Source organism: Enterobacter kobei, assembly GCF_001729765.1.
Classification (GTDB): Bacteria; Pseudomonadota; Gammaproteobacteria; order Enterobacterales; family Enterobacteriaceae; genus Enterobacter; species Enterobacter kobei.
Genome location: NZ_CP017181.1, coordinates 2,351,963 through 2,366,140 on the forward strand (window position 1 = coordinate 2,351,963; position 14,178 = coordinate 2,366,140).

General features: G+C 55.2%; 14 protein-coding genes. 12 read left to right on the top strand and 2 right to left on the bottom strand.

Annotated elements, in window-relative coordinates:
• Window positions 1-34 precede the first annotated feature (34 nt).
• Entirely contained in the window at window positions 35-517 is a 483-nt protein-coding gene (locus BFV64_RS11390) for a GNAT family N-acetyltransferase (protein ID WP_023330415.1), read from the top strand.
• On the opposite strand, the gene ptrR is transcribed toward BFV64_RS11390, so the two are convergent.
• Entirely contained in the window at window positions 471-1,349 is an 879-nt protein-coding gene (ptrR, locus tag BFV64_RS11395; RefSeq protein ID WP_069602090.1) for a putrescine utilization regulator PtrR, read from the bottom strand. The two genes, BFV64_RS11390 and ptrR, sit on opposite strands and share 47 nt — an antisense overlap.
• A 98-nt stretch (window positions 1,350-1,447) precedes the next feature.
• Between ptrR and sad the strand changes: the two genes are divergently transcribed.
• From sad to BFV64_RS11440, 9 genes are all read left to right on the top strand, one after another.
• On the top strand, window positions 1,448-2,836 hold the full coding sequence (gene sad / locus BFV64_RS11400; protein ID WP_023330416.1) for a succinate-semialdehyde dehydrogenase: 1,389 nt from the start codon (window positions 1,448-1,450) through the stop codon (window positions 2,834-2,836).
• 112 nt (window positions 2,837-2,948) lie between these two features.
• Window positions 2,949-4,538 carry a methyl-accepting chemotaxis protein gene (locus BFV64_RS11405; protein ID WP_032628969.1) on the top strand — a complete coding sequence of 530 codons (1,590 nt, stop codon included), beginning with the start codon at window positions 2,949-2,951 and terminating at the stop codon, window positions 4,536-4,538.
• A gap of 62 nt (window positions 4,539-4,600) precedes the next feature.
• Entirely contained in the window at window positions 4,601-5,527 is a 927-nt protein-coding gene (glsB, locus tag BFV64_RS11410; RefSeq protein ID WP_014883834.1) for a glutaminase B, read from the top strand.
• Window positions 5,527-5,889, top strand: a complete 363-nt coding sequence (locus tag BFV64_RS11415) for a DUF4186 domain-containing protein (RefSeq protein ID WP_023337293.1) — start codon at window positions 5,527-5,529, stop codon at window positions 5,887-5,889. The genes glsB and BFV64_RS11415 overlap by 1 nt, the downstream gene beginning before the upstream one ends.
• Window positions 5,890-5,996: 107 nt before the next feature.
• Window positions 5,997-7,445 carry a sensor domain-containing diguanylate cyclase gene (locus BFV64_RS11420; protein WP_047345025.1) on the top strand — a complete coding sequence of 483 codons (1,449 nt, stop codon included), beginning with the start codon at window positions 5,997-5,999 and terminating at the stop codon, window positions 7,443-7,445.
• A gap of 111 nt (window positions 7,446-7,556) precedes the next feature.
• Window positions 7,557-8,522: a sensor domain-containing diguanylate cyclase gene (locus tag BFV64_RS11425; RefSeq protein ID WP_069602091.1), complete on the top strand. Its 966-nt coding sequence runs from the start codon at window positions 7,557-7,559 to the stop codon at window positions 8,520-8,522.
• A gap of 82 nt (window positions 8,523-8,604) precedes the next feature.
• A complete protein-coding gene (locus BFV64_RS11430) occupies window positions 8,605-9,132 on the top strand; it encodes a GNAT family N-acetyltransferase (RefSeq protein WP_023330421.1) in 528 nt (175 codons plus the stop codon).
• Window positions 9,133-9,248: 116 nt separating this feature from the next.
• Window positions 9,249-10,700: a tagaturonate reductase gene (locus BFV64_RS11435; RefSeq protein ID WP_069602092.1), complete on the top strand. Its 1,452-nt coding sequence runs from the start codon at window positions 9,249-9,251 to the stop codon at window positions 10,698-10,700.
• Between the two features lie 201 nt (window positions 10,701-10,901).
• The gene (locus BFV64_RS11440; RefSeq protein ID WP_045134028.1) at window positions 10,902-11,816 is read left to right on the top strand and encodes a bestrophin family protein; all 915 of its coding nucleotides are present in this window, start codon (window positions 10,902-10,904) and stop codon (window positions 11,814-11,816) included.
• Here BFV64_RS11440 and BFV64_RS11445 read toward each other — a convergent pair.
• Complete coding sequence (locus BFV64_RS11445; RefSeq protein WP_014883841.1) at window positions 11,804-12,352, bottom strand: GNAT family N-acetyltransferase; 549 nt, start codon at window positions 12,350-12,352, stop codon at window positions 11,804-11,806. The genes BFV64_RS11440 and BFV64_RS11445 overlap by 13 nt on opposite strands.
• A gap of 238 nt (window positions 12,353-12,590) precedes the next feature.
• Between BFV64_RS11445 and BFV64_RS11450 the strand changes: the two genes are divergently transcribed.
• Window positions 12,591-13,031, top strand: coding sequence for a GNAT family N-acetyltransferase (locus BFV64_RS11450; protein WP_045134027.1), 441 nt, complete (start codon window positions 12,591-12,593; stop codon window positions 13,029-13,031).
• A 146-nt stretch (window positions 13,032-13,177) separates the two neighbouring features.
• Window positions 13,178-14,173 carry an alpha/beta fold hydrolase gene (locus BFV64_RS11455; protein ID WP_023330426.1) on the top strand — a complete coding sequence of 332 codons (996 nt, stop codon included), beginning with the start codon at window positions 13,178-13,180 and terminating at the stop codon, window positions 14,171-14,173.
• The last annotated feature ends 5 nt before the right edge of the window (window positions 14,174-14,178 follow it).

The window sequence follows — 14,178 nt, forward strand, 5'->3', positions numbered from 1 at the left end:
GCTATTTTAAAATAAAAACAGCAAGGAGCCTGCCATGTATTCCATTACCTCTGAATCCGCTCGTCATCCGGACATCCTCACACTGATTGCAGCCCTTGACCGCTATCAGAGCGAACTCTATCCCGCAGAAAGCAATCATCTGCTCGATCTTTCAGCGCTGCCCGACGCATCGCTTATCCTGATGATCATTCGTGACCAGCAGCTTCAGGCCGTTGGCTGTGGAGCCATCGTGCTTAACGGGGATGGAACCGGTGAGATGAAACGGGTCTATATTGACCCGACCCACCGGGGACAGCATCTGGGAGAGAGGCTGCTGGCTGCCCTGGAAGATGAGGCCCTGAGCCGTCATTGCCACACGGTACGGCTGGAGACAGGGATAAAACAACACGCCGCGGTTCGTCTGTATGAACAGTGCGGGTACGAACTGCGCCCGGCATTTGCCCCCTATGTTGACGACCCGCTTAGCCTGTTTATGGAGAAGGCGCTGGTTGAAGACGTTCGTTTAGCAGCGCTATAAACGCTTCCAGCTGGCGGGTCATCGCCCCCCGTCGCCACACCAGCCAGGTGGTAAGCCAGCGCCAGTTTTCAGCCAGCGGCCAGGCCTCAATCTGATGATGTCCTGGCATACTTTCCAGCATGGAGCGCGGCATCAGCGCGATGCCCGCGCCCGCAATGACGCAGGCGAGCATGCCGTGATAGGACTCCATCTCGTGAATGCGGCCAGGCGTCGCGCCGTCTGCATGAAACCAGCTCTCAAGATGTCGGCGATATGAGCAGTTGGCGCGAAAGGCATAAACGTCGCTGCCGCTCACCTGCGTGGCGCGTGTGACCCCCGTATGCCCGGCAGGCGTGACCAGCATCATCTCTTCCCTGTAGACCGGCATCCCCTCCAGTTCCGGGTGTGACAGCGGCCCGTCAACAAAGGCGGCGCTCAGCGTTCCCTCCAGTACACCCTCTATCATCGTTCCGGAAGGGCCGGTAGAGAGGGCAAACTGGATGCGCGGATAACGCTGGTTAAACTGCGCCAGCGATTCAGGGATGCGCACGGCAGCGGTGCTTTCCAGCGCGCCAAGAGCAAATAACCCCTGTGGTTCATCCCCCGCGACGACCATGCGCGCTTCATCCACCAGCGCCAGAATCTGTCTGCTGTAGCGCAGGAAGTTATGCCCGGCGGGAGATAACCGCAAACGCTGGTTCTCACGAATAAACAGCTCAACGCCGAGATCGGCTTCCAGCTGGCGGATGCGTGTTGTCAGGTTCGAGGGAACGCGATGCACCTTCTGCGCCGCCTGGGTGATGCTCCCCGTCAGCGCGACGGCGTTAAACATTTCAAGCTGGGTTAAATCCATAGTATTCTCGTTTCGTGAATAAGGTGGTTAGTATTATTCATTTCTAAGAAATAGCAGAGTAAGCCACAATTAATCAACCGAAATGCGTGGAGAACATCATGACTTATTCATCTGCTACACATGCCCTGTCTGTTAACCCGGCTACGGGTGAAACGATCGCCGCGTACCCGTGGGCGACACAGGAAGAGGTTGAACAGGCTATCGCCCGGGCTGATGCCGGTTTTCGTCAGTGGCGGAGCGAAAGCGTCGCCCGGCGGGCGCAGAAGCTGCGCGATCTCGGTGCTGCGCTGCGTCATCGTGCGGAAGAGATGGCCCGGATGATGTCCCGGGAGATGGGCAAACCGGTTCTGCAGGCGCGGGCGGAAGTGGCAAAATCTGCGGGTCTGTGTGACTGGTATGCGGAACACGGCCCGGCCATGCTGAATGCAGAGCCAACCCAGGTGGAAAACCACAACGCGGTTATTGAATACCGCCCGCTGGGGCCGATTCTGGCGGTGATGCCGTGGAACTTCCCGCTCTGGCAGGTACTGCGCGGGGCGGTGCCGATCCTGCTGGCAGGTAACAGCTATCTGCTTAAGCACGCGCCAAACGTGCTTGGCTCGGCGGATCTTATCGCACAGATTTTTGCGGATGCCGGTTTCCCGGAAGGCGTTTTTGGCTGGGTTAATGCCACCAATGACGGCGTAAGCCAGGCGATTAACGACCGTCGCATTGCGGCGGTGACCGTTACCGGCAGCGTGCGTGCCGGGGCCGCAATTGGTGCCCAGGCAGGTGCTGCGCTGAAAAAATGCGTGCTTGAGCTGGGCGGCTCTGACCCGTTCATCGTGCTCAACGACGCTGACCTGGATCTCGCCGTGAAAGCGGCGGTGGCGGGTCGCTATCAGAATACCGGGCAGGTGTGCGCGGCCGCCAAACGCTTTATTGTTGAAGAGGGTATTGCGGATATCTTTACCCAACGCTTCGTCGCGGGCGTAGCCGCCCTGAAGATGGGCACACCCGATGAAGAAGAGAACTACATTGGCCCGATGGCGCGTTTTGACCTGCGCGATGAACTGCATCAGCAGGTTCAGGCCACCCTGGCTGAGGGGGCCACGCTGCTGCTGGGCGGAGAGAAAATCAGCGGCGAGGGGAATTATTACGCGCCTACCGTGCTGGCGAACGTCACGCCGTCGATGACGGCCTTCCGCCAGGAACTGTTTGGTCCGGTAGCGGCTATTACCGTCGCGAAAGATGCTGAGCACGCCCTGACGCTGGCAAACGACAGCGACTTTGGCCTCTCTGCTACGGTCTTCACCGCCGACGCCGCGCTTGCGGATAAATTCTCTCGCGAGCTGGAGTGCGGTGGGGTGTTTATCAATGGTTACAGCGCCAGCGATGCGCGCGTGGCCTTTGGCGGTGTGAAGAAGAGTGGTTTTGGCCGCGAGCTCTCCCATTTCGGCCTGCATGAATTCTGTAACGTGCAGACGGTGTGGAAGAACAGAGTGTAATTTGTTTGTAGTGGCCCTCAATTTGAGGGCCACTGTCATTTCTCTGCAATGGTTCTGTCATTTTCGTTTCGTAGACTCGCACGCGTCTAACGTCTTGTTACTGAAGAAAATCATGAACCTAACGCAAATTTTTCGTCGTATTGCGCAGCGCTGTATCCCACGTCAATTTGGCCTGCTGACGGGTATCTTTTGTATTATTGGCCTTTTCTCCGCACTGCAACTCTCCTCATCTTTTCTGCTTAACGCCTCCCTGAAGGACGCTCAGCGCAACGAGCAGCAAAATCTGCTGGCGTATCAGCAACAGAGCAAGCTTGATCTGGCGCGTGTCTCCCTGCTGGCGGCAAGCGATCTGCTTAACCGCTCCGGCGTCTGGTTTATGCAGGATAAAGAGACCGGTTCAGAAGGAAGCTGGCACAGTCTGATGGATGAGGCGCAAGCGTCGCTGGCGGTTTCTCAGCAGGCGTGGCAAGCCTGGCGGGCACTCAGCCCGCCGGAAGATGAGGCCCTGGTGAACAGCTATCAGCTTTTCTACGGTGCCATTAAAGAGCAATCGGAAGCGCTTGTCAGAAACCACATCATTGATGCCTTTTTTGCTGTCCCTGCCCAGGCGTTTCAGAGCGACTTCAACGATAACTACGCCCGTTATCAGCAGGCCAGCGAGAAGCAGGCCATGCAGGGGCGTCAGGCTCTTATGACGCAGCTTTCAAGGCTGCAAACGTTGTTCCTGATTGCGCCGGTTTTACTGCTCGCCATCGCCGTTGCCGTCTGGTTCGGCATGTCCAGGTGGGTGATCACGCCGTTACGTCGACTGATTGCGCATATTAACCAGCTGGCAGCCGGAGATCTTTCCGGTACGCCGCCTGCCGTCAGGCGTTTTAATCGTGAGACGGGGCAGCTTAGCGACAGTATCGCCACCATGCAGCACGGTCTGCAGCAGCTGGTGACCCAGGTCAGCCATGCCACGACCGCAATGGTTGAAAATATCGGCTCCCTGGCGCAGGGGAATCAGAAGCTGTATCAGCAATCGGCGCGTCAGGCAAAAGAGCTGGAAGAGGTCACGACCCATATCGCGACGCTGGAAACGCATGTGGAAGGGAATACCGGCTACGCCAGACTCGCCAGCTCGCGCGCGGACGAAGCGCGTCAGGCCGCGGTAGGCGGTGACCAGATGATGTCGACCGTGAATGCGTCCATGCAGGCGATCGTCGAGCGATCTTCTGAAATGCGCGGGATCGTGGCGATGATCGACAGCGTGGCGTTTCAGACCAATATTCTGGCGTTAAACGCCGCCATTGAAGCCGCCCATGCCGGTAACCATGGACGCGGGTTTGCCGTTGTCGCCCGGGAAGTCGGCCTGCTTGCCAGAAAGAGTAGCCACTCAACGCAGACCATCCAGGAACTTATCAATCGCTCTTTGCAGGGCATTGAAGACGGATCCCGCGCGGTGAATTTGATGGAAGACAATTTGCAGCAGGTCACCGGTCTGGTCGGCAACTTAAGCAGTTTGCTGAATGAAATCTCAACCGCTACGCTCAGCCAGGGAGAGAGTATTCACCAGATGACGCGTCAGCTTCAGGCGCTGAATCAGGTTTCACGCCAGACGGATCTGCTGGTTTCTGATGCCTCAGAGGCCTCTGAGCGACTGCAAAAGCAATCCGATCTTTTATTGCAGGCCGTTTCGCGTTTTCGTCTTAGCGCCTGACGCAATACATAAGCCTCTGTTATACTCGCAGCCCGTTTTAGCCTGAGGGCAAGGAGCAAAGAGTGGCTGCGGTCATCCATAATGAGATGCTGGACGAGATTCTGGCGCAGGTTCGTCCGTTATTGGGAAAGGGTAAGGTTGCCGACTATATTCCGGCTCTTGCCTCGGTCAGCGGGAATAAGCTGGGGATTGCGATCTGTACCATCGACGGACAGCGATACCAGGCAGGGGATGCCACTGAACGTTTTTCGATTCAGTCAATTTCGAAAGTGCTGAGCCTGGTTGCGGCGATGCGCCAGTACGAGGAAGACGAGATCTGGCAGCGTGTCGGTAAAGATCCGTCCGGCCAGCCTTTCAACTCACTGCTTCAGCTTGAAATCGAGCAGGGTAAACCGCGTAACCCTTTTATCAATGCCGGGGCGCTGGTGGTCTGCGATATGCTGCAAAGCCGTCTCAGCGCACCGCGTCAGCGAATGCTGGAGATTGTTCGTCAGCTCTCGGGCGTTGACGATCTTGCCTATGATTCGGTAGTGGCCCGCTCGGAGTTTGAGCACTCCGCCCGTAACGCGGCCATCGCCTGGCTGATGAAATCCTTCGGCAACTTTCATAACGACGTGGCGACCGTACTGCAAAACTACTTCCACTACTGTGCGTTGAAAATGAGCTGCGTTGAGCTGGCCCAGACGTTCCTGTTTCTGGCGCACCAGGGGCACGCGCCGCATCTCGATCAGGACGTCGTTTCCCCACTGCAGGCGCGGCAGGTCAACGCCCTGATGGCGACCAGCGGCATGTATCAAAACGCGGGCGAGTTTGCCTGGCGGGTTGGGCTTCCGGCCAAATCCGGCGTTGGCGGCGGAGTCGTGGCGATTGTGCCGCATGAAATGGCGATTGCCGTCTGGAGCCCGGAGCTGGATGAAACGGGAAATTCACTTGCCGGTGTGGCGGTGCTGGAGAAACTGACCCAACGTCTGGGACGTTCCGTATACTGATGTCCGATCTGGATCCGCTTTTTTCCCGCCTGGCGCGATCGACGTTTCGCTCGCGCTTTCGTTTAGGCAATAAAGAACGGCAGTACTGCTGGGACAAAGGACCCGACACCATTGACCAGCATGCTGCGGATTTCGTTAAAAAACGCCTTGCACCGGCGCAACCTGCCAACGACGGTAAACAGACGCCCATGCGCGGTCACCCGGTATTTATCGCCCAGCATGCCACGGCGACCTGCTGCCGGGGCTGTCTGGCAAAATGGCATAATATTCCCCAGGGCGTGCAACTGACTGCGCAGCAACAACATTATATCGTCAGCGTGATCCACCACTGGCTGGTGATACAGATGAACAGCCAAATTTGACGAGTTATGATCCTGTTGTAATTGTGTTATAGATGCAGGTTAAGTTAGTCCCGATCATGCTGACGACCGCAATATTTGCCATAAGCATTCATATGGAATGATATTTAATGCGTTCTGCTCTCACCGCCTTCAGGTTGTTCCAACCCGACACGCCGCTGCGTAATGCCTCGGCGATATTTATTCTCACCACTCTCTTTTATTTTGTGGGCGCGGAATTGCGGCTGGTCGAGGCCTTATCCCTGTTCTGGCCGCTGAATGGCGTTATGGCAGGGATCTTTGCCCGTTATGTGTTTCTGCATCGCCTGCATTACTACGCGGTATGTTATGTCGCGATGCTGATGTACGACGCGGTGACGACTAACTGGGGAATGGCCTCGGTGGTCATAAACCTGTCTAATATGATCTTTATCGTCGTTGTCGCCGTGCTGGTTCAGCGTGACAGACGGTTGATGAAGAAAACCCCCGATCCGCTCAACGCATTACGGCTGTTTAACTACTGCCTGATTGCTGCGCTGCTGTGTGCCTTGCTCGGTGCGTTCGGGTCCGTGGGGATAGACAGTCATACCTTCTGGCCGCTGTTTGCCGACTGGTTTAGCGAACAATTCTCCACTGGCGTACTCGTTGTGCCGTGCATACTTACCCTCGGTTTGCCGGTGCGGGAACTCAGGGTAAATCTGGAGAAACTGTTACCGATCGTCGCGCTGGTTGTTTCGGTGGCTGCCTCGGTGGTGATTGGCGGAGCGGGAAGCCTCGCATTTCCGCTGCCTGCGCTTATCTGGTGTGCGGTACGCTACTCGCTGCCTGCGACCTGCCTGCTGACGTTTATTACAGGGGCGATTGAAATCATTCTGGTCGCCAACTCCATCATAAATATCGCCGTGGCGACGCCGCTCTCGACCCCGATGATGTTTTCTGCGCGGCTGGGTATTGCCACGATGGCGATCTGCCCGGTGATGGTCTCCGTCAGCATGGCGGCGATTAATTCCCTGATCCGTCAGGTATCCCTGCGGGCGGATTATGACTTTCTGACCCACGTCTACTCGCGTTCCGGGCTTTACGAGGCGCTAAAACGCGAAGAAACGCACCGTCATCCACGTTTTCTGACCGTCATGCTGCTCGATATTGATTACTTCAAAAGCATCAATGATAACTACGGTCATGAGTGCGGCGACCGCGTGCTGGCATCCTTTGCCCGCCAGGTTCAGCAGGTCGTTGGTGAAGACGGGATGGTGGCCCGCATGGGGGGAGAGGAGTTTGCTGTGGTCGTTAATTCGGGCGATGAACAACACGGCTATGCACTGGCGGAACGTATCAGGAGTACCGTGGCCAGCCATCCTTTCACCTGGCGTCAGCAGACGCTTTATCTGACGGTCAGTATTGGCCTTGGAAGCGGAAAGGCGGAGTCATGGCAGTTGACGGAGGTCTTCAACAAGCTGATGGCCGAGGCGGACGATCATCTTTATCGTTCAAAAAAGGCGGGTCGAAATCGTACCAGCGCCCGGCTGGCGGATGAGCAACTTGCCGCCAGTGCCGGGAGTGAAACTGAGCTGCGTTAATCGTTATAAGGCATTGACGTGAATTAGATAGCGGCTTAACAGGATATTCGCACACTGACAATGTCTCTGTTTAAGCTACGCTTTGAGTGACGCTTTACGTCAGGAGACATTATGAAAGCACCTGCAACACCTGAAAATGAAACAGACCGACTTCACTCGCTGCGCGAATCGGGTCTGCTTGAGATCGACAGTTCCCCGGCGTTTGACCGCTTAACGCGCCTGGCGAAACGCTTTTTCCAGGTGCCACTGGCGATGGTCAATCTTATTGATGAGCACTCGCTGATCGTGAAATCGGCGGATGGACAGGCACCCGGTTCCGTTCCGCGTAACATATCTTTCTGTGGCCATACGATCCTCGCTGAAGCTCCGCTGGTGGTAGGGGATATGCGTCAGGATGACCGGTTCGCGGATAACCCGCTGGTGGCCGGTGAGCCCGGCGTGCGTTTTTACGCGGGCTTCCCGCTGCGCTTACGAGACGGCGCAAGCGTTGGCTCGCTTTGCCTGATTGATTACGCTCCTCGCGAGTTTTCAGCGGCCGATCTCGCCGTACTGGGTGACCTGGGCGCGCTGGCTGAGGATGAGTTTGCCGCCATCAGCGCGGCGACCACGGATGAGTTAACCGGGTTATTCAACCGACGCGGCTTTAATCAGCTTGTGCGGTTCACGCTTTCCATTGCCCGACGCCGTGCTGAGCCGTTGACGCTCGGATGGCTGGATCTGGATCGGTTCAAGGAGATTAACGATCGTTACGGGCATGAGGAGGGGGATAAGGCGCTTAAAGTCATGGCGCAACTGATGCGTACCTCTTTCCGTGAAGCGGATCTGCTGGTTCGTTTCGGTGGCGATGAGTTTGCGGTGCTGTTTGCCGACACGGATGAGCAGGGGGCGTGGATTGCCATGCAGTATCTCGCCGAGCAGGTCGAAAACTACAATGCGCGCAAGTTACACCCATGGCCGCTGAAGTTCTCCTGGGGGCTGAGTGAATTTGATCACAACAGTAACGACCTGCAAAAGTGGCTCAACGATGCCGATGCAAAAATGTATGCCATGAAGCAGCAGCGGCAGCGCGGGCGGTGATATAACAAAAGCGTATGACTGACCCGATTGCGTTAAGAAAATGTTAAATGCAAAGTGTGGGTATTCAACGTAAGGACAAACAATGAATACCTCACTGCATATCCAAAACTTCACCCGTGACGACATTCTCACTCATCTTGATGCGCTGGCCGGGATCCTCGAAAACTGCGTGAGCGGCGGCGCATCCGTCAGCTTCATGTTGCCGTTTAGCCTCGAGAAGGCCCGTTCATTCTGGCTCGGTATTGCTGAAAGCGTAGGGCGCCATGAGCGCGTTGTACTTGCCAGCGTTGATCCCCAGCTGGGGGTTATCGGAACGGTGCAACTGATTACCGACCAGCCAGAGAATCAACCTCATCGTGCCGATGTGGCAAAACTTCTGGTACATGAAAAAGCGCGTCGCAAAGGGGCCGCGATGGCGCTGATGGAAGCGCTTGAGGCTGAAGCCCGCGCCAGAAATATTTCGGTTCTGGTACTCGATACCTCCACCGGCAGCGGCGCTGAGACGTTTTATCAGCGTGCCGGCTGGCAAAAGGTCGGTGAGATCCCGCGCTACGCCCTGATGCCGGACGGTGCCATGACGGCGACGTCCGTGTTCTACAAATTCTTATAATTTTCGTCACAACCACGCCGTGAATTGATCGAAACAGGGTTCCTGGTCGGAAAGTTTTGATAAGTTATCGTACCAATCTTATCAGGCTGTATGACTAATCATAAAAGGAACCCATTGTGAACACGCTTAACCGTCGTGATTTTCCCGGTGCTCAATACCCTGAACGCATCATCCAGTTTGGTGAAGGCAACTTCCTGCGTGCGTTTGTCGACTGGCAAATTGACCTGCTAAATGAACATACCGATCTCAATGCCGGTGTGGTTATCGTTCGCCCCATTCAGAGTGCTTTCCCGCCCTCGCTGAGCACCCAGGATGGCCTCTATACCACCATCATTCGCGGCCTGAATGAGCAGGGCGAAACGGTAAGTGAGAGCCGTCTTATCCGCTCGGTTAACCGGGAGATCGACGTCTACAGCCAGTATGATGCGTTCCTGAAACTGGCCCACAACCCCGATATGCGTTTTGTCTTCTCGAACACCACCGAGGCCGGGATCGGCTATCACGCGGGTGACAAATTCGACGATGCGCCTGCCGTGAGCTATCCGGCGAAACTGACGCGCCTGCTGTTTGAGCGCTTCAGCCACTTCAATGGTGCGACCGATAAGGGCTGGATCATCATTCCGTGTGAGCTGATAGACTACAACGGAGACGCCTTGCGTGAACTGGTCTTGCGTTATGCGCAGGAGTGGGCGCTGCCTGCCGCTTTCATCCAGTGGCTAAATGAAGCAAACCATTTCTGCTCAACGCTGGTTGACCGTATCGTGACCGGTTACCCGCGCGATGAAGCGGCCGCGCTGGAAGCTGAGCTGGGATATCACGATGCGTTCCTGGATACCGCAGAACACTTCTACCTATTTGTTATTCAGGGGCCTGCATTCCTTGCCCGAGAACTGCGTCTGGATAAGTATCCGCTTAATGTGCTGATTGTGGATGACATCAAACCCTATAAAGAACGTAAAGTCGCCATCCTGAATGGTGCGCATACGGCACTGGTGCCGGTAGCGCTCCTGGCGGGGCTGGATACGGTCGGTGAGGCGATGAATGATGCCGATATCTGTGCCTTCGTCGAAAAAGCGATTTATCAGGAAATTATTCCGGTCCTCGATCTGCCACGTGATGAACTGGAATCGTTCGCCAGCGCGGTAACAGGGCGTTTTCGGAACCCTTACATCAGACACCAGTTGCTCTCGATTGCGCTCAACGGCATGACTAAATACCGCACCCGCATTCTGCCGCAATTGCTGGCCGGGCAGAAGGTCAGGGGGCAGTTACCATCCCGTCTGACGTTTGCGTTAGCGGCCCTGATTGCGTTTTATCGCGCGGAGCGTAACGGGGAGGGCTATCCGGTACAGGATGATGCGTACTGGCTGGAATGCTATCAGCAGTTATGGGCGCGGCACCGCGATAATCAGATAAGTACCCGTGAACTGGTGCAGGCTGTGTTGAGCGAGAGAGAGCACTGGGAGCTGGACCTGACGCAGGTGAACGGCCTGGTGGACCAGGTGACGCTGGATCTTGATGCCATTCTGCTGAAGGGAATGCGCGCAGCGGTGAAACCACTTTGCTAATCACGTCACCCGGCTGCGGCCGGGTTTAAATAGAATCTATTTTAGTTACAACATACTATTGACTCCGTTTTTAAAAAAGAGAATCAGCACCGTGCATGTTTCGCTTTGTAGATGGGAAAATGCAATGTCCCGTTAACATGCTTGCAACCGTGAGGGGGATCACGTTTAATAGCCACGCTCTTTTCTTGCCTGAAACTCACTATGATTGTTCGTCCTAAACAGCACTGGCTACAACTGATTTTTGTCTGGCACGGTTCGGTACTTCCCAAAATCTATACCCGACTGCTGCTCAACTTCCTGCTTTCTATCGCCGTGATCCTGATGCTGCCGTGGTACACCTCGCTGGGCATCAAATTTACCGTCGCGCCCTTCAGCATTCTCGGCGTGGCGATTGCTATCTTTCTGGGTTTCAGAAACAACGCCTGTTATTCACGTTACGTCGAGGCTCGACTGCTCTGGGGGCAGTTGATGATAGCGGCACGCTCGCTGTTTCGCGAGGTAAAAAACACCTTGCCTGACGATAAATATTTGGGTGAGTTTGTCCGCCTGCAGATTGCCTTTGCCAACTGCCTGCGTATGACCTTGCGCCGGGAACTGAACGCTGAAGAACTCGCTCGTTATCTTGCTGCGGATGATTTACGGCACGTGATGGCTGCCAACTCGCCGGCCAACCGTATTCTACTGATCATGGGGGAGTGGCTTGCCGTGCGGCGGCGTAACGGTCAGCTTTCGGACATTCTTTTCCATAGCCTGAACAACCGCTTGAACGACATGTCCATCGTCCTTTCCGGCTGCGAGCGTATCGCGACGACGCCAGTGCCGTTTGCCTATACGCTGATTTTGCACCGCACGGTGTATCTGTTCTGCATCATGCTGCCGTTCGCGCTGGTTGTGGACCTGCATTACATGACACCGTTTGTCTCCGCGCTGATCTCTTACACCTTTATCTCGCTGGATACCCTGGCAGAAGAGCTGGAAGATCCATTTGGTACGGAAGATAACGACCTGCCGCTGGACGCCATCTGCAATAATATGGAACGCGATCTGCTGCAGATGAACGATGAAGAGAACATTCCGGAAAGGCTGATGCCAGATAAGCATTATCAGCTGACCTGACGGGCGTTCCACTCGTCGCGGGTGATCTCCCACAGTTCGGAGTCAAGCATACCGCTGACGTAGGCTTTCTTTTCCGTTCTGACAAGCCGCATGCCGCTGCTGTCTGAAATACGACGTGAGCGGCTGTTGGCGGCGGCCTTCGGCGCACGCAACACCGCTTTGTTCAGCGTATTGAACCAGTAATCCGTCGCCGCAATGCTCGCCTCCCGCATATAGCCTTTACCCTGAAACTCCGGTGCAAGCCAGAATCCGCGGTTGTTATCTTCAATATCGTACAGGCAGATAATACCCATGAGTTCATCCGGTACTTCGCGACGCCGGATGCTCCAGAACCAGGCAATCCCTTTTGCCATATCGGGCAGCGCCACGTTGTTAACATAATTTTCCGCACCGTTATCCGGGTAAGGCCAGGGCACCGAAGAGACCATATAACGCACGATCTCCCAGCGCGGATAGAGCTTCTGTATCTGGACAGCATCTTCGGCAACCAGCGGTTTTAACAGTAAGCGTTCAGTCGTGAGCGTAGGTATTGTCATCCGCGGATCTCCGTATTTAAGCGTTATGTTTTTGTTTGGGTTCTGTTATCTTGCCGGGTGGCGCTGCGCTTACCCGGCCTACATTTTCCTAAATATCAATAAATTGCACATTTCATTGTAGGCCCTGCAAGCGTAGCGCCGCTGGGCGAAACACACAAAACGCACAGGCGTATTTTTCTGGGCTTATCCAATATTACACTGCTTAGAAATGATGATTAATTTATATTGCGAGGAACACATGTCAGTTACGGTAAGACCGCTACGCGAAGATGATTATTCTCAATGGCGACCGCTGTGGGATGGCTATACCCATTTCTATGAGTGCTATCTAGAGGAATCCGTTACCGCATCAACCTGGGAGAGGGCGCTCTCAGCGCAATCGTCGATGTTCTGCCGCGTGGTAGAGAAGGACGAAAAAGTGATCGGTTTCGCAATGTGTATTCTGCACGAAGGAACCTGGTCAACAGCGCCCATTTGCTACCTGGAAGATCTGTTTGTTGATGCTGCTGAACGCGGCGCGGGGGCGGGCAAAGCGCTTATAGATGCCCTGATTGCAGAAGGTAAGCGTGAAGGGTGGTCAAAACTGTACTGGGTCACCCGGGAGAATAACCCGGCGCGTAAACTCTACGATCAATACGGTGAGGCCGACGATTACGTTCGCTATCGCCTTTCCCTTTAAGGCTAAAACGCCTGTGTTTGTATCACACTGTATCTGTTTTCCTGATACATACACAGGCTTGCAATAAACCCGCTTTCGCACATATCCGCTATACATTGAGGTGTTGTTATATCCCCGTGAATTGAACTCAATCGGAGACACCAAATATGTTCAGCAAACTCGCTTACTCGACCCTTGCTCTGACCGTTTCTCTTGGCACCGTGATGTCCTGTCAGGCCGAAGTCACCGGCACCAGCTTCACGGCAGCCTTTGACCACCCGCAGCAAATTAACGCCGGCGACCTTAACGTCGGGTATGTCGACATCGGCCCGAAAGACGGTCAACCGGTCATTTTATTACACGGCTGGCCCTACGATATTCACAGCTATGCTGAAGTCGCTCCCGCACTCGCGGCAAAAGGTTACCGTGTCATTGTGCCTTCTCTGCGCGGCTACGGCACCACTCGCTTCCTGTCAGCTAAAACCCCGCGCAACGGCCAGCCGTCTGCGATGGCGAAAGATATTGTTAATCTGATGGACGCCCTGAATATTAAACAGGCCGTATTTGCAGGCTACGACTGGGGTGCCCGCACCGCGGACATCGTTGCGGCGCTGTGGCCAGAACGCGTTAAGTCACTCGTTTCGGTGAGTGGGTATCTCATCAGCAGCCAACAGATTGGCAAACAACCGTTGCCGCCAAAAGCAGAGCAGCAGTGGTGGTATCAGTTTTACTTCGCCACCGAGCGCGGTGCGGAAGGCTACGCTAAAAACACGCATGACTTCGCCCGTTTGATCTGGTCGCAGGCCTCACCGGACTGGAAATTTAGCGATGCAACCTTCAACGCCAGCGCCAAATCGCTCGATAATCCGGATCACGTCGCGGTGACGCTCAGCAATTACCGCTGGCGCTTAGGGCTGGAAAAAGGTGAGCGCAAATACGACAGCTACGAACAAAAACTGGCCGCGCTGCCGAATATCACCGTACCAACGATCACCATCGAAGGCGGAAATAACGGGGCACCGCATCCGGCACCACAGGCCTACGCGGGTAAATTTACCGGTAAGTATGAACACCGCACCTTTGGGGCGACAGTGGGTCACAATCCACCTCAGGAAGATCCGCAGGATTTCGTTAACGCTGTGGTCGACGCAGATAAACTCTGAAATGT

Coding starts and splice junctions, on each gene's coding strand:
- BFV64_RS11405 (WP_032628969.1), top strand. CDS start 2,949: ATGAACCTAACGCAAATTTTTCGTCGTATTGCGCAGCGCTGTATCCCA.
- BFV64_RS11425 (WP_069602091.1), top strand. CDS start 7,557: ATGAAAGCACCTGCAACACCTGAAAATGAAACAGACCGACTTCACTCG.
- BFV64_RS11450 (WP_045134027.1), top strand. CDS start 12,591: ATGTCAGTTACGGTAAGACCGCTACGCGAAGATGATTATTCTCAATGG.
- ptrR (WP_069602090.1), bottom strand. CDS start 1,349: ATGGATTTAACCCAGCTTGAAATGTTTAACGCCGTCGCGCTGACGGGG.
- BFV64_RS11420 (WP_047345025.1), top strand. CDS start 5,997: ATGCGTTCTGCTCTCACCGCCTTCAGGTTGTTCCAACCCGACACGCCG.
- BFV64_RS11430 (WP_023330421.1), top strand. CDS start 8,605: ATGAATACCTCACTGCATATCCAAAACTTCACCCGTGACGACATTCTC.
- BFV64_RS11440 (WP_045134028.1), top strand. CDS start 10,902: ATGATTGTTCGTCCTAAACAGCACTGGCTACAACTGATTTTTGTCTGG.
- BFV64_RS11390 (WP_023330415.1), top strand. CDS start 35: ATGTATTCCATTACCTCTGAATCCGCTCGTCATCCGGACATCCTCACA.
- BFV64_RS11455 (WP_023330426.1), top strand. CDS start 13,178: ATGTTCAGCAAACTCGCTTACTCGACCCTTGCTCTGACCGTTTCTCTT.
- BFV64_RS11415 (WP_023337293.1), top strand. CDS start 5,527: ATGTCCGATCTGGATCCGCTTTTTTCCCGCCTGGCGCGATCGACGTTT.
- BFV64_RS11445 (WP_014883841.1), bottom strand. CDS start 12,352: ATGACAATACCTACGCTCACGACTGAACGCTTACTGTTAAAACCGCTG.
- sad (WP_023330416.1), top strand. CDS start 1,448: ATGACTTATTCATCTGCTACACATGCCCTGTCTGTTAACCCGGCTACG.